Source organism: Lysinibacillus sp. NPDC086135 (genome assembly GCF_044746345.1).
GTDB lineage: Bacteria > Bacillota > Bacilli > Bacillales_A > Planococcaceae > Lysinibacillus.
Genome location: NZ_JBIVCA010000015.1, coordinates 39,624 through 58,356, shown reverse-complemented (window position 1 = coordinate 58,356; position 18,733 = coordinate 39,624). Strand labels below are relative to the sequence as shown.

The following is an 18,733-nucleotide window of genomic DNA, read 5'->3' as shown; positions in this document are numbered from 1 at the left end:
ATCATGAATAAGAAAAAAGAGATTTTAACGATACCACGCTCTGATCGACGCATTTTATCGAATATTCCTGACCCAGAACATGTACGAAATCTCGTTAATCGTCGAGGTGCTTCGTATCAAAAGGAAGAAATCGATCCTACAGATGTCAATGAAATATATCGTTTACAGCTGTTAAGTTTACGCTATGAAACGAATTTTGAAGTACAAATTAAAAGAGCAAAGCAAAAGGGTAGTGACAAACATTATGCGGAGGATATTTCGGTAACGGGTATCCTTGTATTTTCAAATAGTCCTAATAATTTTTTAATAGATGAAATTATTACGATGAAATTCACCATACCTGGTGGTGCGATGCCGGAGGGCTATGAATCGAAGGTAAAGGTAAAAGCGAAAGTTGTTCGTCACTTTACAAAAGAAGTAGATGGTGAAACTAGATGCTATTATGCATGTGAATTTTTACAGCCTTTAAATGACTATATGATAAAAAAACGATGGGGACTATCAATCTTTATGGCAAGTATATTTTTATTGGTAGTTTCTCTAATCGTTATGTTAATGCGGGCTGAAAGTGTCATTTATTTTAGATTCAATAAATTCTTATATCTATATAGTATTATTGCTGCAACTTTTCTTTTAAGTAGATATATATTTGGTATTTTCTATAGGACTGTTCCGATAAACCCTAAGTTTGAACCAGGCGTTTCTATTATTATTCCAGTATTTAACGAAGAACAATGGATTCATAGAACAGTGTTAAGTTGTATTAATCAGTATTATCCTGTAGACAAACTAGAGGTTATTGTTGTAGATGATTGTTCAACAGATAAAACTGAGGAAAAAGCAAAAGAAATGATTGACCTTATTTATAACGAGGGTGAGCGTTTTAAAACGGAGGATCGTTTAAGCTTCTATAAACTACCTCAAAATGGGGGGAAACGAGAGGCTTTAGTGGCAGGGGTGCATCTTGCTAAACATGATTTAGTTGTTTTCGTAGATTCTGATAGTTTTTTAGAACCTCATGCCATTCGAAATTTAGTACAGCCTTTCCAAGATCCTAAAATGGGTGGTGTGGCTGGAAGAACAGAAGTGGAAAATAAATTTACAAATGCTCTGACAAAATTGCAAACAGTTCGCTATTATATAGCCTTTCGGATCATGAAAGCTGCTGAATCTTGGTTCGATACAGTCACTTGTTTATCTGGTCCTTTAGCATGTTATCGAAAAGAGCTTATTTTGAAGAACGAGACAGCATGGTTAAACCAAAAATTTCTTGGACAGCCTGCAACATTCGGGGATGACCGTAGTATGACAAACTATATTTTGAAAACACATCGAACGGGATATCAGGACAATGCTGTATGTTCTACAATTGTTCCATCCGATACAAAAGTCTTTTTATCTCAACAAATGAGATGGAAACGATCATGGCTACGCGAATCGTTACGAGCATTTTTATTTATGTGGAAGAAGGAACCTTTTATGTTTCTTTTCTTCATCATCGGTTTAATCGTACCAATAGCAGCGCCTATTGTTGTTGTTTACAATTTAGTTTATGTGCCAATTATGCATGGCATTTTTCCAACTACATTTTTAATGGGCTTGTTATTGATGGCAATGTTAATGAGCTTAGCCCATCTTTTCTTTAAAAAAAGTAAATTGTGGACGTTTGGTTTTATCTTTGTACTTTTCTATGAATTTATTTTGCTGTGGCAAATGCCTGTTGCATGGGTTACATTTTGGAAATCAACTTGGGGTACGAGAGAAACACCTCAAGATGTCATCGCCAAAGAAAAGAAATTAGAAAAACAAAAATTACGAAAATCTCGATTTTCGATTCTAAAAATTAGCAAAATGGGTGAGAAGGAATGAGTGAAAAAAATGTTGTATTAAATCCAGCTAAAAAGAATCGAAGGAAAATAATACGATCAATTGTTCAAACGATTATCGTTGTATTTTTAGCTGTTATTTTAATACGTGTGGTATTTTTAACGGATAAAAGGGTAGAGGAAACGGTTCCTTTAGTGAATAAAGATGGTTTTATCGCATTATCATATTTTGGGGTGAGCAGGGGTGAATCTCCAAAATATGTATCTAAAGAGAATTTGAGAAAACAACTAGCACTGCTTGAAAGTCAAGGCTATACAACCGTTACTCAGCAGGATATTTTAGATTTTTATCAGAAAAACAAACCATTGCCAGAAAAGGCGTTGTATTTATCATTTGAAGATGGACGTACAGATTCTAGTATATTTGCTCAAAACATCATGGAGGATCTAAATTATAAAGCTACCATGTTTACGTACGCCAATAAAATGGATACACGGGACAACAAATTTTTAAAGCCGAAAGACTTATTACTCATGAAGAAAAGTGGCTATTGGGAGTTGGGCTCTAATGGGTACCGTCTGACATATATTAATATGTATAACGATAAAGGACAGTCGTTAGGTGTAAAAGATGAAAATAATGTGCCGAATAAAACGACTATCGAATATTATAATCATTATTTAATGGACTTCATTCGCAATCAATATATGATTCCGAGTGAAACGCGACAAGAAATGGAAAAGCGTATCCGAAAAGATTACAAGCTAATGCATGATATTTATGAGGAGGAATTAGGAGAAGTTCCAAAGGTCTATGCTATTATGCATGCCAACTCACTTTATAATAATATGGATTCGTTAGTTGAAAGTGCGAATACTAAAGAAATTAAAGATATATTTAAAATGCATTTCAATTTGGAGCTAGGGGCATATAATGATGCGGATGCTAATCTCTACAATTTAAGTAGATTACAAGTATCCCCCTATTGGTCTACCAATCATGTGATGATGAAAATCCGCCAAGCTAGTAAGCAAAATGTAGAATTTGAAGTCGGAGATCATCAACGGGCAAAAGAATGGTCAGTATTGAAGGGGGCAGCAGAATTTGAAAATAATGAGATTACAATAACATCGGAACCTTCTAGTGAAGGACGGGTAATATTGAAGGAAACTCTGCCAGAGAACTATAATATAAACTTTGCCTTTAAAGGGAATGTCGTAGGACAACAATCTATTTATTTAAACTATGATGAAAAATATAATAGCTATATTCGTGTGGCATTAATAGATAATGAGATTGTTGTTTCTGAAAAATCACCAGAATCAAGCGTTGTTGAGAAAGAACGTTTTCCGTTAAACGAAATAAAGTGGAATGAAGAAGAGTATGCATTTAATAAGGCTACTGTATACGATTATCTGGATACGCAAAAAGGCTCTAGAATTGACGAGGAAGAGTATCCAAGAAACTTAACAAAAACGAGAGTATTTAACATTTATGTAGAAAATGGTAAAATTAACATAGGTGTAGATAAGGTATTATCCAAGACAATTCAAGTAAATCCTGACATTCAAGGATCTAAAATTGGATTTGGTGCGTTGTTCAGCAAAAAGGAAACATCGCATGAACAGTATGCAGATGATATTTATGATACATTCATCGAAGATATTTTGATTACAGATGTTAACGATCAGACGCTTTTTACTAACCAATATACGAAATTCGATAAAGTAAAGCACAAAACATTGACTTTATTTAATAATGTTGTTGATTTCTTTATTGAAACCTTCTAAAACGGGGGGAACTAGATTCAAGTGAAAAAAATTATTCTGTTTATCTGTATAGCACTACTAATTATTACAGCTTGTAGTAATAGCAAAGAAGCACCTGTTAAGGCAAGGGAAGGGTTGAAGTACAAAGACAAGCTTCAATTGTCTATTTGGTTACCTGAATGGCAAAATAAATCTGCCATCGAGGATGTGAAAAATTCACAACAGGGCTTACAAGACATTCACGTTTTTGGTGCTTATTTTAATGAGAATGACCAATTATTATTCACTGAAGATGCGATAGAAACATTGAAACAAACACAGCAACAATTTAATGAATCACATCATGTTATACTCACGTTAATTAACGATTATGTTACAGATAACGCCCCAATAGTTCAGAAGGATAGTGCGTTATTACATCGGTTGTTTCAAGATGCATCATCAAGGCAGCGACATATTGATAATATTATGCAGGTTGTTGAACAATACAATGTGAATGGTATCGAAATTGATTATGAAAAGGTTGCTAAAGAGGATATCTCTAAGTACGTCCATTTCATAGAGGAACTTTATGAACAGCTATTAAAAAAGGATGTTTCATTACATGTCGTACTAGAGCCGGAGTTTCCATTTAATGTTAAATTACCGAATGGGCCAAAATATACAGTGATGGCTTATAATGTGCACGGATATCATAGTGGCCCAGGTGCAAAGGCAACCTTTTCATTTTTAAATGACTTAGTAAAAAAAATTAAGAAGTCTAATCAAAAATTAGCGATTGCTTTTTCAACCGGCGGATTCCAATGGGTAAATAAAGGCAAGACGGTTGCTTTAACGGAGGTAGAGGCAGAGGACTTACTAAACAAAACGAAAGCGGTTAAACATCGCGATCAAGCAAGTGGTGCGGCTTATTTCACTTTTTTAGATGAACAAAATGTTAAGCATGAAGTTTGGTATGCCGATCTTGAAACACTTAAAAAATGGACAGCGCACGTGCAAAAGAGAAGTTACCATGAGGTTGTTTTATGGCGTGCCGGAGGTCTAGGCTCAAAAACGTTACAATGGATTAACGAACAATCAAAGGAATGATTGAAAGAATTGCCGGAGTGACAGACAGAACAGTCATAGTCGTGGATAGAAACGTCAGAATCGTGGATAGAACAGCCAAAGATGCGGATGGAAGGCGAGAGCGACGGAAAGAAGAGCCGAGGTGACGGATGGAAAGGCAAGAGCGACGGAAAGAAGAGCCGAAGTGACGGATGGAAACCAGAGCGACGGAAAGAAGAGTCGAGGTGACGGATAAAACCGCCAAAGTCGTGGATAGAAACGTCAGAATCGTGGATAGAACAGTCAAAGCCGTGGATAGAAACGACAGAATCGTGGATAGAACAGCCAAAGTTGCGGATAGAATTGCCGAGGTGACGGATGGAAAGGCAAGAGCGACGGAAAGAAGAGCCGAGGTGACGGATAAAACCGCCAAAGTCGTGGATAAAACCGCCGAACTGAAGTATGGAAGCACCTTAAACCAAAAAAAATCGCCAGCTACGGCGATTTTTTTATTGGAATTGAGAAAGGCGTGAAAAGAAATTTGTCACGAAGTCTAAAAATATTTTTTCTGATGGTGCAATTTCACGGTTTACAGGTGAAATAATACCGACTGTTCTTGGAATCGCTGGTGCTTTAATCGGTACTTTTACTGTGAAGCGAGCAGTTGAATCATACAGTGAGCTTTCTGGTAATAAGCTGACCCCGATGCCTGCAGCGACAAGACCCTTTAGTGCATCTAAGTCTTCACCCTCGGAGATGACGTTTGGCGAGAAGCCGGCAGCTCGGCAGGCATCGATAGCTACTTTATGTAATATGTATCCATCTGGGAATAATACAAATAAATCGTTACGTAAATCGGCAAGCTGAATACTTTCTTTTTTGGCTAATGGATGTTTTGCTGGCAGTAATGCGGCAATATTTTCAGTAAATAATATTGTTGAATGGATCGATTCGTCCTTTGGTGGAAGAGGGCCTAAAAAAGCTAAATTTAACTCACGATTTTTGACTGCATCAATTAAAAAACGATAGGAGCCTTGGCGGAGCTGGAATTGCAAATCTGGATATTCACGCTTAAAGGCTGAAATAACAGTTGGCAATACATAGCTAGCCAAGCTCGTTGGAAAACCGATTTTTATCGTACCTTTAGCAGGATCTAAATATTCTTCAACTTGCTTTGCGGCAAAATCGATGGCTTTTAAAGCAGTAATAGTGTGCTCGAGAAATATTTTTCCAATCGGTGTCAATTTAACATTTCGTCCGACACGTTCAAAAAGTGGTGTGCCTAATTCATCTTCTAAATTAGCAATTTGTCGGCTTATTGCAGATTGAGCAACATGAAGATGTACGGCAGCTTCTGAAATGTGTTCACGCTCAGCAACTTCAACAAAATAACGTAATTGACGTAACTCCACTAGATCTTCACCTCTATTAATCGAAAAATACGATTGATTATATCTCAATTATATACTATTAAGATGAAAAATGATTGTAAATAAACAAATGTTGGCTAGCAAGTTTTAATTGAAGGAGATGCTAGTAACTTCATTGGAGCTCAAGGAAGTAAGAAGAAGGCAGTTTTCTCAAAGATTGTTGTTAAATGAAAGAGTCAGATATTTAAAAGGTTGTGGAATATTTTGGATTGATGGAAAAGGCGAATGGAATAGTATAATTAAGCGTAATTTAACTTATTCGTAAGAGGTGTCCTAGCAATTATCGAACACTTAGAGAAAAGTAGCATTCCGTTTGAAATAAGAATAAAAGATATTTTAAAGCGGTCGTCTGAAGAATACGAAGGTTTTTATATGGTCAAAGTTCAAAAAAATGTGCGAAACAAGTAGAAGCCATTGTTGCGCAGTATGTGTCGCAAGAAGATTTGAAGAATTGGTATAAAGTGGAGAAAAAGAAAAGTGGAAAATTAGAGAGGAAGGAAAAAGCTCTATATTTGTTTGCTGCTTGCATATACTTTATAGCGGTAGCGGCCATCGAAATGGGTAAAGCTGTAGGAGTGGACATCGTTGCGTCTATCGGTTGTGCCGTGTTATTGATGGGCGGCGTGTTTATGACGACAAAATTTTACAAAGAGATGAAAAAGGAATCGGGTGATTTGAGAGAAATCAATAAGCTGTCGTTGAGTTTTGGTATTGGTATAATATTTTATGCCGTTTCTTCTTTTATATCTGTACTTCTATATTAATTACTTCCCCCTTTTAGATAAAGACCTTAGTGTCTTAAATAATAAAGTTTGTTGGTCTGCATACATACACAAATCTCCACATTTTGACCGCCTCCTGAAACTGCATATTCAATCATAATCGATATTTTCAAGGAACAATCTATATAAAATAGGCAAAGGGAAAAATAATAATTTTGGCCCACCCGGAACGGAAATCAACCCCACTTTATATTAACTAGTACTCTCGAGAGTTTTTCCTTTATTTGATTCCATTCTAATAAAAATGGTTATAGTATTGGTATTGTTATTTATACATTTTTGTCACAAAACAGCTACAATTCGCACTTTCTGCAGGGTTTTCACTATGTAGCTAGATGAAACTGATTCTCAATTAGAATTATTTCATTGAAAATGAGGAAAGTTGATTCTCATTGTCAATGACGATTAGCAATAATCTGAAAATGCTTACAAACTCTTTATTATTAAGGATTGTTTCAGAGGAAAATGAAAGTGATTGAAATGGTTTGCATAGAGAACGATTTTCAGTTAAGATTAGAATGATGATAATTAAGGAATGGTTCACCATTCACTGAACACACTATGGAGGTATTTTCATGTCAACTTTAGTTATTAAAGATCTTCACGTTGAAATCGACGGGAAAGAGATTTTAAAAGGCGTAAACCTTACAATTAATACAAATGAAATTCATGCAATCATGGGACCAAACGGAACTGGTAAATCAACACTAGCTTCTGCAATTATGGGTCATCCTAAATATGAAGTAACTTCTGGTACAGTAGAACTTGATGGCGAAAATGTACTAGAAATGGAAGTGGACGAGCGTGCTAAAGCTGGTTTATTCCTAGCAATGCAATATCCTTCTGAAATCGCTGGTGTAACAAATGCTGACTTCTTACGCTCAGCTATTAATGCACGCCGTGAAGAGGGCGATGAAATTTCTCTAATGAAATTTATCCGTGAATTAGATAAAAACATGGATTTCCTTGAAATGCACGAAGATATGGCACAACGTTATTTAAATGAAGGTTTCTCTGGCGGTGAGAAAAAACGTAACGAAATTCTTCAATTAATGATGATTAAACCAGCTTTCGCAATTTTAGATGAAATTGACTCTGGTCTTGATATTGACGCACTAAAAGTTGTTTCTAAAGGAATCAATGCAATGCGTGGAGAAGGATTTGGCTGCTTAATGATCACTCACTACCAACGCCTACTTAACTACATTACACCAGACCATGTACACGTAATGATGCAAGGTCGCGTTGTTAAATCCGGTGGAGAAGAATTAGCGCAACGTTTAGAAGCTGAAGGCTATGACTGGATTAAAAAAGAATTAGGTATCGAAGAAGAAACTGAAGAACAAGAAGCATAAGAGGGAGGACGAACTAGCATGACAGTGGAACTTAACTTGCCTGTAACAGTACAGGACGTGCGCTCGTTCTCGGAAGCAAATGGAGAACCGGCTTGGTTTACAGAACTTCGCGCGGCAGCACTAGACAAAGTAACTGGTTTAGATTTGCCAAAACCAGACAGAACAAATATTACAAAATGGGATTTCGTAAATTTCCCAACTCACACAGTTGACAGTGAAGGATTCTCTTCACTTGATGCATTACCAGAAGAAGCAAAAGGTTTAATTGATTTTGAGGCACAAGAAAATCTTTATGTTCAACGCAATAACACACCAGCTTTCATTAAAACATCACAAGAACTAGCTGATAAAGGTGTTATTTTTACAGATATTTTAACAGCGGTTCGTGAACATGGCGACCTTGTTAAAAAGTACTTTATGACAGAAGCTGTAAAAGTTGATGAGCATAAATTAACAGCGCTTCATGCGGCACTTGTTAACGGTGGTGTGTTCGTATACGTACCTAAAAATGTCATTATCGAACAGCCGCTTCAAGTAGTATTCTTAAATGATAATGCAGAAGCTTCATTATATAACCACGTGTTAGTTGTTGCTGAAGCAAATTCAGCTGTAACTTATGTTGAAACATATATTTCAACAGTTGAAGAAGCAAAAGGTCAAGCAAACATTATTGCAGAAGTAGTAGTTCAAGACAATGCACAAGTAACTTACGGTGCGGTTGATGTACTTGCGAAAGGATATACTACTTATGTAAATCGTCGTGCACGACTAGCTCGTGATGCGAAAGTAGATTGGGCTCTTGGCTTAATGAATGACTCAGATACTATTTCTGAAAACATTACACATCTAATCGGTGACGGTTCTCATGCTGATACAAAAACAGTAGTTGTTGGTCGCGGTGAACAAAAACTTAACTTTACTACTGAGGTTCGTCACTGGGGTAAGAACTCAAATGGTCATATCTTAAAGCATGGTGTAATGAAAGATGCAGCACAATCAATCTTTAATGGTATTGGTTACATCGAACACGGTGCGACAAAAGCGGATGCGCAGCAAGAATCACGTGTGTTAATGCTTTCTGAAAAAGCTCGTGGCGATGCAAACCCAATTCTATTGATCGATGAAGACGATGTAACAGCAGGACACGCAGCATCTGTTGGTCGAGTAGATCCGCTACAACTATACTACTTAATGAGTCGTGGTATCTCGAAAGCAGAAGCAGAGCGCCTTGTTATCCATGGATTCCTTGCGCCAGTTGTTAAGCAATTACCTATCGAAGGAGTTCAAAAGCAACTGACGGAGGTTATTGAAAGGAAAGTTCGCTAATGATGAATAAAGACATTAAAAGCTATTTCCCAATTTTAGATCAGGAAGTAAACGGTCATAAGCTTGTTTACCTTGATAGCGCAGCAACTTCTCAAAAGCCTATTCAAGTGATTGAAGCAATGAAGCATTATTATGAATTCGATAATTCCAATGTTCACCGTGGTGTGCATACATTAGGGAACCGTGCAACTGACAAGTATGAGGGGGCGCGTGAAAAGGTTCGTAATTTTATTAATGCTACATCAACACAAGAAATTATTTTTACTCGCGGTACTACAACTGCTTTAAATACAGTTGCATCAAGCTATGGTCGTGCTAATGTTGCTGAAGGTGATGAAATTGTTATTACTCACATGGAGCACCACTCTAATATTATTCCTTGGCAACAACTAGCAAAGGAAAAAAATGCAACACTGAAATATATTGAGCTTGAAGCGGATGGCACACTTAACCTAGAAAAGGTTCGTGCGACAATAACACCTAAAACAAAAATTGTGTCGGTGTCAATGGCGTCAAACGTCCTTGGAACGATTAACCCGATTAAAGAAATCGCTAAAATCGCGCATGCTAATGGTGCTGTAATGGTAGCGGATGGTGCACAAGCAGCACCACACATGAAAATCGATGTACAGGATTTAGATGTAGATTTCTTAGGATTCTCAGGTCATAAAATGTGCGGACCAACTGGAATAGGTGTACTATATGGTAAAAAGGAACACCTTGAAAAGATGGAGCCAATTGAATTTGGTGGCGAAATGATTGACTTTGTTGGACTTTACGATTCAACGTGGAAGGAATTACCGTGGAAGTTTGAAGGTGGAACTCCTATTATTGCAGGTGCAGTAGGTTTAGGAGCCGCTATTGATTTCTTAACTGAAATTGGGCTAGATAACATTGCGGAGCATGAGCATAAACTTGCAGGCTACGCGATGAATCAGCTTGAAACAATTGACGGACTTAAAATTTTCGGCCCACGTGACCCAATGAAACGTTGTGGACTTGTAACGTTTAACCTAGACGATGTACATCCACATGATGTGGCAACGGTTCTTGATATGAATGGTATTGCTGTTCGTGCAGGACATCATTGCGCACAGCCACTAATGAAATGTCTTCAACAAGTAGCGACAGCGCGTGCAAGCTTCTATCTATATAACACGGAGGAAGATATTGACCGCCTAGTTGCAGGGTTACGTTCTGCGAAGGAGTATTTTGGCGATGTCTTTTAATAATTTAGATCAACTATATCGTTCAGTCATTATGGATCACTATAAAAATCCTCGTAATAAAGGATCTATTGAAGAAGATGCTGTTACTATCGATATGAATAATCCGACTTGTGGAGACCGTATTCACTTAACGCTAAAAGTGACTGACGGTATTGTAGAAGATGCGAAGTTTGACGGTGAGGGCTGTTCAATTTCAATGTCTTCTGCTTCCATGATGACGCAGCTCATTAAAGGGAAAAAAGTAGAGGAAGCATTAGAGCTTGCTGAAATTTTTTCTAAAATGATGATGGGCGAAGACTATAGCGAAAAATATGACCTTGAGGATGTTGAGGCACTGCAAGGTGTTTCTCAATTTCCGGCACGTATTAAATGTGCGACATTAGCTTGGAAAGCAATGGAAAAAGGTGTAAATCAATAATATCTAAATTTGGGTGAAAGTCACTATAGGTGCTTTCACTCAAAGCAAGATAACTGAGCTTGAAACAAGATAACAATAATGCATGAACGGAGGAGAAACGATGGCTAAAAAAATGCCTGATATTGGCGATTACAAATACGGATTCCATGACAAGGACGTATCAATTTTCCGTTCAAAACGTGGTTTAACTGAAGAAATCGTCCGTGAAATTTCAACTATGAAACAAGAGCCAGAGTGGATGCTTGAATACCGCTTAAAAGCACTTGAAACGTTTTATACAAAACCAATGCCGCAATGGGGTGGCGACCTAGGAGATTTAGATTTTGATGAAATTACGTATTACGTAAAACCATCAGAAGCTACACAAAAATCTTGGGATGAAGTACCTGATGAAATTAAAGCTACTTTTGATAAATTAGGTATTCCAGAAGCAGAGCAAAAATACCTGGCAGGTGTATCTGCTCAGTACGAATCAGAAGTTGTCTATCACAACATGAAAAAAGACCTTGAAGACCTTGGTATTGTGTTCAAAGATACTGACTCAGCTTTACGTGAAAATGAAGATATTTTCAAACAATACTGGGGCAAAGTTATTCCTTACACGGATAACAAATTTGCTGCACTAAACTCAGCTGTTTGGTCAGGTGGATCATTCATCTATGTACCACCAGGTGTAAAAGTGGAAACGCCATTACAAGCATACTTCCGTATTAACTCTGAAAACATGGGTCAATTCGAACGTACGTTAATTATTGTAGATGAAGGTGCTCACGTACACTATGTTGAAGGTTGTACAGCTCCTGTTTACACTACAAACTCTTTACACTCAGCGGTAGTAGAAATTGTTGTACGTAAAGATGCGTACTGCCGTTATACAACGATTCAAAACTGGGCAAACAACGTTTACAACCTTGTAACAAAACGTACAGTTGTTGAAGAAAACGGTACAATGGAATGGATCGACGGTAACATCGGTTCTAAGTTAACAATGAAGTACCCAGCTTGTATCCTTAAAGGTGAAGGCGCTCGTGGTATGACATTATCAATCGCACTAGCAGGTAAAGGTCAACATCAACACGCAGGTGCAAAAATGATTCATATGGCACCAAACACATCTTCAACAATCGTTTCTAAATCGATTGCTAAACAAGGTGGTAAGGTAACGTATATGGGTCAAGTTCGTTTTGGCCCTAAAGCAAGTGGTGCACGTGCTAACATCGAATGTGATACGTTAATCATGGACAACCAATCTACTTCAGATACAATTCCATACAACGAAATCTTAAATGATAATGTTTCTTTAGAGCATGAAGCGAAAGTTTCAAAAGTATCAGAGGAACAATTATTCTACTTAATGTCTCGTGGTATTTCTGAAGAAGAAGCGACAGAAATGATCGTAATGGGCTTCATCGAGCCATTCACAAAAGAATTACCAATGGAATACGCAGTAGAAATGAACCGTCTTATCAAGTTTGAGATGGAAGGTTCTATCGGATAATACGCCGATAAACGAGGTAAATAAGGGTTTTACGCTAAAGCCAAACCCCTTATTGTCCACAAATTTCCTTTGTAGAAATCGAGTGCAGTGCACTCGATTTTTTTATGCGGATGTTGTTCACATAGCTTACTAACCTTTTTTACGCGAATAAAAACTTGTGGAGAAGATCATAAATTGACAAATTTTAATTTGAATATTTTATGAACACTTTGGTAAAATATATAGCTTTTTTAAATGAAAAGGCACATTATTATAAGAAAATTACTATATTTAGAGCTATTAATATACTTCTTTTGCGAAAAAACATAACAGTACAATGCGACTTTTATAACATTTATACATAGTTTGCCTAATTTTTAATCCATAGCTATCATACGAGTAGAAATACATTTTCAAAGATAAGGAGACTACTTATATGAATACTAAATTCGCAAAATTAAGTAAAAGTAAAAAGGGCATAAGTGCTGCCATATTAGCAGCTGGAATCATGGGGATGGCAATGGCGCCAAATGCATATGCACATGGGTTTGTTGAAAAACCAGCTAGCCGTGCCGCTTTATGTAACCAAAATTATGGCGGTCTTAACTTAAGCTGTGGAAACGTTATGTATGAGCCACAGAGCTTAGAGGCACCAAAAGGATTTCCACAAGGTGGACCAATTGATGGTAAAATTGCATCTGCAGGAGGTATGTTTGGTGGCATCCTCGATCAACAATCCGTAAATCGCTGGTTTAAGAATACGATTACAGGTGGACCAAATACCTTTACATGGAAGTACACTGCGCCGCATTTAACAAGCAAGTGGCACTATTATATTACGAAAAAGGGATGGGATCCTAATAAACCATTAACCCGTGCTGATCTTGAGCCAATTGGAACTGTTGAACATAATGGTACTGCTGCATCAAATAATTTAACTCATACAATTAACGTGCCAACTGACCGTAGTGGCTACCACGTGATTCTAGCTGTTTGGGATGTAGCTGATACTACAAATGCTTTCTATAATGTAATTGATGTAAATTTGGTAAATAATGTGGATGTGGATAAAGAAGCTCCAAGTCAACCGAATGGATTGCAAGCAATGAAAGTTACTTCTAACAGTGTTGAGCTAAAATGGAATCCTTCTACAGACAATGTAGGGGTAAAAGAATATCAAGTATTACGCGATGGTAAAGCAATTGGAACTTTACCGGGAACAACATTCACAGATAAAAATTTAAAAGCGAATACAAAATATACATATACAATAAAGGCAGTGGATGCCGCTGGAAATATTTCGAAAGAAAGTGAGTCTATAGCTGTAGAGACAATGAATGCAGTTCCGGACACAGAAGCACCAACGCAACCAACTTCACTTCATGCGATGGGAGTAACATCCTCAAGTGTAGACTTAATGTGGGGGGCATCAGAGGATAATGTAGCAGTTGACCACTATGTTATATATCGAGGCACACAAGTAGGGCAACTGACTGTAGTTGGAACATCGAAAACTACTTCCTTTATGGACATGAATCTACAATCCAATACAACATATACGTATGCAGTTACTGCCGTTGATGCAGCAGGAAATGAATCTAATAAAAGTTCTATTTTCACTGTGACTACAAAAGAGCAAGGGTCGACTTATGAGCAATGGAGTCCATATAAGGCGTACACAAAAGGTGATAAAGTAGAGCATCAAGGGAAAATATATGAAGCTGTGCAAAGTTATCAAGGATATGGAGATCCAAATTGGATATTCGCATTGTCTTTATGGAAAGAAAGTAAATAAAGTTTTAATAAAAGGGATTTTCTTAAAGAAATTATGTAATATTATTTTTTGGATATAAAGGTAAAAAATCTGCATAGCGTTTAGATTGAAGGAGACGAACATTGAAAATCGTCTCCTTCTTTTGATCTTCAAGGTAAGTACCTAATGTTGTTTTGATGGTTTAAAGAGCCGTTATAAAGTTGAGGGAAAACAGTTGGAAAACCTGTATTAGGAATATTATATGCAATAAAGGTTTCGGACATAGATACATTGTCTTTTTCCTTCTGACTCCTAGCCACATAGGCTATTTTATTGTTTTCTAAGTTTGTTACGAATAACTGCGATTCGTTATTAGAAAACGGTACCCAATTACGTTCGGAAAATGGCAATAAAGCATTTATATGCCCCAATGTATTATTAAAAAAGTTAAAGTTTCCTAGAAAATGATCAAAAATAGATTGAGCTAAGTTTTCACCAAACAGTTGAGGAGACGTCAATGTAGAAGGCAGTAATGTATCTTGATCACTGTCATTTTGAGTTTCCCTATTTATCTCGGGGCTTTTTGAAAAAAAAAACAAAAACCATACAGCGTGATTTTGCTCGTCCGCTGCTGCACGTCGAAATCTTTCTTTAATCATCGGATCATTTGCTTTATCTGCTATATCTAAATAAGAATCAACAGCTTCTTGTTCATCTTTAAAAGCAAATTCGATTCCAGCCCTATAGTTGTCCGGACATTCCTCAATTATTTGATAAGAAGGCTTTCTTCCTGTTAAATTCGTATAAAGTTTGCTAAATTCCTCGAGATGGCGTAGTTCATCCTTTTGAATCTCAAGTATTCTATTCTTTTCATCCTCGGTAGGAGCCATCTTAGCTAACTTCTCATAACAAGCAATGGCACTATATTCAGCATTAATTGCCTTCTGAATATCATTTACAAGTTGAGCATCGTTTAGCATAGGATAAGTACCATTATGCTGTGGAGCATAATGATAATAGTATTGATTTGGATACATCGTTGTCCTCCTTTTGTTTAACTCTTCTTTCAGCGGGTGTCCAAACACCTGTACCTGTCTTACGCTTTCGGTACAAAAGACATCCGCTGAAAGAAGCTAAAGCCTTCGGCGGATGTCACGGAATCGGAATGGAATTAATAAAGGATGTTAGCCTAAAATCATCGCATCCGTGTGATAACGGCTAACTGACCTGCATCGGTGTCGTTGTAGCGACACCTTCGCCCCAAAAATAATTGCAGGCCTAAGCACAAAGCCGATTCCGGACGTAATTATGCCGGGGCATAATTGATCCATCAACTTATCTTATGCTTTGTGTATAGGTAATTGTGCAAAGTCATTTCATTTTCGCCTAGCGAGGTTGTTAAACATAATTGCCTGGCATTTTATATAGGTTTGAATTCCTTGTATAGTCAGAAAATTGTAAAATGACAAATATGTAGTATAGTAGATGAAAATTACTCTAAGTCGCAGATACAAGAATCCCATCAACGATTAGGAAAAAAGCAAATTCTCAAATTAACTAAGCTTATACGAATGGTTTTTTTTGTTATTGTTCTAATCACATCGGCTTTTGCGATTTGGACGCCTCAGCCGACGATTTGGGTGATGCAACTACTGGCTAGTAAGAATAATCCTGAAAATTTTGGCGCTGATCCATCTAATTTACCCGCGCTCATGGAGCAAACTCAGGTGATCTCAGACATTTTATATCCATCCCTCAAGGCGATTCCGGATGCCATGATCTGCGCGAAAGATTGCGACAGCTACAATTATACCGAGGGATAAATGATAATATTTTTTCAGACATGAATAGATAGGAAAATGAAGAGATGTCTTTGTTATGAACCTCCCTATAAAACTATTAACTGCGTGAAATAGCTTATTCGTTGATTGTAGCGAAGATGCTCGACTCCTAAGCGAGCAACCAGCAGTGTAAATAAGCCTTCGATATCACAGTAAAATATAGTTTATCAACATGTCTGATTTGCTTATAAAAACAGTTGACTTATTTTCTTGTTGTAACTATAATGGTTACAGCTGGAGGTGATGAAGATTAAAATTAGCAGTCGTTTTACAATTGCTGTTCATATTTTATCAATCATCAAACAAAATCCATCGACTATTTGCACATCAGAATTTATGGCGGAAAGCGTAAATACAAATCCAGTAGTGATTAGGAAAATAGTATCCTATCTTAAAAAGGCAGGTATAGTGCAAGTGCGTAGGGGAACAGGTGGAGCTTCTTTAGTTAAAGATCTGGATGCTATCACTTTGTTGGATGTTTTTCGATCAGTAGAAGTTGTAGAAGAAGATCAGTTATTTCATCTACATGAAAATCCAAATCCTGATTGTCCTATAGGTGCAAATATACAGGCTGTGTTAGAGCTAATTTTAGTGCAAGCACAAGAAGCAATGGAACAAGTATTGGCTAATATTACTATGGAACAAGTGATTACATCTTTAGTCCGTGAAATTCAACAATCAAAATAATGCATTCCTTTCACTTCTATCAGTGGATGTCGCAGAAATCGGAAAGGAATCATCGTATCCATGCGATAACGGCTAACTGACTTGCATCAGTGTTGCTGACGCTACGTTAGCACTGCGCTTTCGCACAAAAAACATCTGCTGCTGACGCTACGCTTTCGCGCAAAAAACATCTGCAGGTCTCAGCACAAAGCCGATTTCGGACGCAATTATGCCGAGGTATAATTGGTCTGAATGCATTATTTATTTGACTTAGTTGTAACTATTATGGTTACAACAAAAAGAGAAAGGAAGGTTTATTGGATGACCCTTAAAATAAAAGCATATTCGGATTTTATTTGTCCTTTCTGTTTTTTAGGAAAAGGGCCATTAGATGAAATTGCAAAAGAAAAGGATATTGACATAGAATGGATGCCGTTTGAATTAAGGCCTAAACCGTATCCTAAAATTGATCCTTGGAAAGAGCCTGCTAAATTAGGTTCGTGGGACTCCTATATTCTCCCTACAGCTAAAAAGCTAGGGATTGATATGCGATTACCGCGTGTATCTCCACATCCTTATACAAATTTAGCTTTTGAAGGATATCAATTCGCTAAGGTATATCAAAAAGGAAATGAATTTCATCATAGAGTTTTCACAGCATTTTTCCAAGAGGAACAAAATATTGAGGATGTAGACGTGTTAACTCAATTAGCAAATGAGGTAGGTCTGCCAAAAGACGAATTCAAAAAATCTTTGCTTTCAGGTAAATATCGTGAAGTACATCAAGAGTCTCTAAGGCATGCATATGAAGAAGCAAATATTACGGCTGTTCCTACACTAATTATTGGTGATGAAATAATCCAAGGGTTAGCTAGTAAAGAAAGAATAGAGCAAGTCATCGATCAGCAATTAAAAAAATAGAAAATGGAAATTTAGATTTAAACAGTAGCCAAATGAAGGCTGCATGGAAAAGTCTATATATAAATTTAATTAAAATTTGGAGGAACTACAAATGTCAGTAACAACAACTAATTTAAAAGAAGCAATTATTAATCGCCGTTCAATCCGTAAAGTGAAAAAGAACGCAGCGATTACAAAAGAAAAAATGGAAGAGCTATTAAAAATTAGTGTACATGCACCATCTTCATTTAATATGCAAAGTGGACGCGTAGTAGTTTTAATGGATAATGAGCATGAAAAGTTTTGGGATATTGTTAAAGAAACATTACGTGCGCGTGTTCCAGCAGAAAATTTTGCTGCAACAGAAGAGCGTTTACATGGCTTTAAAGATGGAGTAGGAACAATCTTATTCTTTGAAAATCAAGCAACAATCGAACAAATGCAAGAAAATGCTCCTTCTTATAAAGATCAATTCCCTTTCTGGTCTCATCAAGGAAATGCTATGCTACAATACGCAACATGGATGTCTTTAACTACTGAAGGAATTGGCGCATCTATTCAGCACTACAATCCAATTATTGACGAGGAAGTTAAAGAAACTTGGAATATTCCAGCAGAATGGAGCCTTGTAGCTCAAATGCCATTCGGTGAGCCAAATGAGCAACCAGGAGAAAAAACTTCTTTACCTTTTGAAGATGTAGTGAAGTTTTATTAATTAAATCAATAATAAACCCGGTTAAGTGGACGTGATGCACTTAACCGGGTTTTTAATTTTTAGTCAAATGGAAATTGACCCTATATATTGTATGATAATATCCATATATGCCTTGTTTATAAGCTAGGTTTTTTACGATACGTTCATATTTCATTAGAAAGTATATGCTATGATAAATATACATAGAGGAGGGGGTCA

The 18,733-nt window shown here is 36.9% G+C and carries 16 protein-coding genes; 14 read left to right on the top strand and 2 right to left on the bottom strand.

Translation table 11 applies throughout. The annotated features are described in order from the left end of the window. Nucleotides 1-3 precede the first annotated feature (3 nt). The 4 genes from ACIPKN_RS18530 (at nt 4) to ACIPKN_RS18515 (ending at nt 5,176) form a co-directional block, all read left to right on the top strand. Nucleotides 4-1,869, top strand: coding sequence for a glycosyltransferase family 2 protein (locus ACIPKN_RS18530; protein ID WP_400938795.1), 1,866 nt, complete (start codon nt 4-6; stop codon nt 1,867-1,869). Continuing rightward, nucleotides 1,866-3,617, top strand: a complete 1,752-nt coding sequence (locus tag ACIPKN_RS18525; RefSeq protein WP_400938793.1) for a polysaccharide deacetylase family protein — start codon at nt 1,866-1,868, stop codon at nt 3,615-3,617. The genes ACIPKN_RS18530 and ACIPKN_RS18525 overlap by 4 nt, the downstream gene beginning before the upstream one ends. Before the next feature lie 21 nt (nt 3,618-3,638). Continuing rightward, complete coding sequence (locus ACIPKN_RS18520) at nt 3,639-4,685, top strand: glycosyl hydrolase family 18 protein (protein ID WP_400938790.1); 1,047 nt, start codon at nt 3,639-3,641, stop codon at nt 4,683-4,685. A 170-nt stretch (nt 4,686-4,855) separates the two neighbouring features. Next, complete coding sequence (locus ACIPKN_RS18515; protein WP_400938788.1) at nt 4,856-5,176, top strand: hypothetical protein; 321 nt, start codon at nt 4,856-4,858, stop codon at nt 5,174-5,176. Here ACIPKN_RS18515 and gltC read toward each other — a convergent pair. Next, nucleotides 5,153-6,055 carry a glutamate biosynthesis transcriptional regulator GltC gene (gene gltC / locus ACIPKN_RS18510; protein WP_400938786.1) on the bottom strand — a complete coding sequence of 301 codons (903 nt, stop codon included), beginning with the start codon at nt 6,053-6,055 and terminating at the stop codon, nt 5,153-5,155. The two genes, ACIPKN_RS18515 and gltC, sit on opposite strands and share 24 nt — an antisense overlap. 479 nt (nt 6,056-6,534) lie before the next feature. On the opposite strand from gltC, the gene ACIPKN_RS18505 reads away from it, so the two are divergent. The 7 genes from ACIPKN_RS18505 (at nt 6,535) to ACIPKN_RS18475 (ending at nt 14,455) form a co-directional block, all read left to right on the top strand. Then, complete coding sequence (locus ACIPKN_RS18505) at nt 6,535-6,837, top strand: hypothetical protein (protein ID WP_400938784.1); 303 nt, start codon at nt 6,535-6,537, stop codon at nt 6,835-6,837. A 593-nt stretch (nt 6,838-7,430) separates the two neighbouring features. Beyond that, nucleotides 7,431-8,210, top strand: a complete 780-nt coding sequence (gene sufC, locus ACIPKN_RS18500) for a Fe-S cluster assembly ATPase SufC (protein ID WP_142510739.1) — start codon at nt 7,431-7,433, stop codon at nt 8,208-8,210. Nucleotides 8,211-8,228: 18 nt separating this feature from the next. Further along, nucleotides 8,229-9,536, top strand: a complete 1,308-nt coding sequence (gene sufD / locus ACIPKN_RS18495) for a Fe-S cluster assembly protein SufD (protein ID WP_142510738.1) — start codon at nt 8,229-8,231, stop codon at nt 9,534-9,536. After that, complete coding sequence (locus ACIPKN_RS18490; RefSeq protein ID WP_400938781.1) at nt 9,536-10,765, top strand: cysteine desulfurase; 1,230 nt, start codon at nt 9,536-9,538, stop codon at nt 10,763-10,765. The genes sufD and ACIPKN_RS18490 overlap by 1 nt, the downstream gene beginning before the upstream one ends. Further along, complete coding sequence (sufU, locus tag ACIPKN_RS18485) at nt 10,755-11,183, top strand: Fe-S cluster assembly sulfur transfer protein SufU (RefSeq protein WP_142510737.1); 429 nt, start codon at nt 10,755-10,757, stop codon at nt 11,181-11,183. The genes ACIPKN_RS18490 and sufU overlap by 11 nt, the downstream gene beginning before the upstream one ends. Before the next feature lie 100 nt (nt 11,184-11,283). After that, nucleotides 11,284-12,681 (top strand): Fe-S cluster assembly protein SufB, encoded by a 1,398-nt coding sequence (sufB, locus tag ACIPKN_RS18480; RefSeq protein WP_142510736.1) that lies wholly within the window; start codon nt 11,284-11,286, stop codon nt 12,679-12,681. 415 nt (nt 12,682-13,096) lie between these two features. Next, on the top strand, nt 13,097-14,455 hold the full coding sequence (locus tag ACIPKN_RS18475) for a lytic polysaccharide monooxygenase (protein ID WP_400938778.1): 1,359 nt from the start codon (nt 13,097-13,099) through the stop codon (nt 14,453-14,455). 128 nt (nt 14,456-14,583) lie between these two features. Here the strand turns inward: ACIPKN_RS18475 and ACIPKN_RS18470 are convergent, their stop codons facing one another. Then, on the bottom strand, nt 14,584-15,450 hold the full coding sequence (locus tag ACIPKN_RS18470; RefSeq protein WP_400938775.1) for a ferritin-like domain-containing protein: 867 nt from the start codon (nt 15,448-15,450) through the stop codon (nt 14,584-14,586). A 1,053-nt stretch (nt 15,451-16,503) separates the two neighbouring features. Between ACIPKN_RS18470 and ACIPKN_RS18465 the strand changes: the two genes are divergently transcribed. From ACIPKN_RS18465 to ACIPKN_RS18455, 3 genes are all read left to right on the top strand, one after another. Continuing rightward, complete coding sequence (locus ACIPKN_RS18465) at nt 16,504-16,941, top strand: Rrf2 family transcriptional regulator (RefSeq protein WP_400938955.1); 438 nt, start codon at nt 16,504-16,506, stop codon at nt 16,939-16,941. Nucleotides 16,942-17,241: 300 nt separating this feature from the next. Further along, nucleotides 17,242-17,841 (top strand): DsbA family oxidoreductase, encoded by a 600-nt coding sequence (locus tag ACIPKN_RS18460; protein ID WP_400938772.1) that lies wholly within the window; start codon nt 17,242-17,244, stop codon nt 17,839-17,841. A gap of 91 nt (nt 17,842-17,932) precedes the next feature. Then, entirely contained in the window at nt 17,933-18,535 is a 603-nt protein-coding gene (locus ACIPKN_RS18455) for a nitroreductase family protein (RefSeq protein WP_400938769.1), read from the top strand. The last annotated feature ends 198 nt before the right edge of the window (nt 18,536-18,733 follow it).

What these genes read in the sequence shown, in the direction of transcription:
- ACIPKN_RS18525 (WP_400938793.1), top strand. Translation starts at nt 1,866, where the DNA reads ATGAGTGAAAAAAATGTTGTATTAAATCCAGCTAAAAAGAATCGAAGG.
- ACIPKN_RS18490 (WP_400938781.1), top strand. Translation starts at nt 9,536, where the DNA reads ATGATGAATAAAGACATTAAAAGCTATTTCCCAATTTTAGATCAGGAA.
- ACIPKN_RS18455 (WP_400938769.1), top strand. Translation starts at nt 17,933, where the DNA reads ATGTCAGTAACAACAACTAATTTAAAAGAAGCAATTATTAATCGCCGT.
- ACIPKN_RS18460 (WP_400938772.1), top strand. Translation starts at nt 17,242, where the DNA reads ATGACCCTTAAAATAAAAGCATATTCGGATTTTATTTGTCCTTTCTGT.
- sufB (WP_142510736.1), top strand. Translation starts at nt 11,284, where the DNA reads ATGGCTAAAAAAATGCCTGATATTGGCGATTACAAATACGGATTCCAT.
- ACIPKN_RS18515 (WP_400938788.1), top strand. Translation starts at nt 4,856, where the DNA reads ATGGAAACCAGAGCGACGGAAAGAAGAGTCGAGGTGACGGATAAAACC.
- ACIPKN_RS18470 (WP_400938775.1), bottom strand. Translation starts at nt 15,450, where the DNA reads ATGTATCCAAATCAATACTATTATCATTATGCTCCACAGCATAATGGT.
- ACIPKN_RS18530 (WP_400938795.1), top strand. Translation starts at nt 4, where the DNA reads ATGAATAAGAAAAAAGAGATTTTAACGATACCACGCTCTGATCGACGC.
- sufC (WP_142510739.1), top strand. Translation starts at nt 7,431, where the DNA reads ATGTCAACTTTAGTTATTAAAGATCTTCACGTTGAAATCGACGGGAAA.
- ACIPKN_RS18475 (WP_400938778.1), top strand. Translation starts at nt 13,097, where the DNA reads ATGAATACTAAATTCGCAAAATTAAGTAAAAGTAAAAAGGGCATAAGT.
- sufD (WP_142510738.1), top strand. Translation starts at nt 8,229, where the DNA reads ATGACAGTGGAACTTAACTTGCCTGTAACAGTACAGGACGTGCGCTCG.
- sufU (WP_142510737.1), top strand. Translation starts at nt 10,755, where the DNA reads ATGTCTTTTAATAATTTAGATCAACTATATCGTTCAGTCATTATGGAT.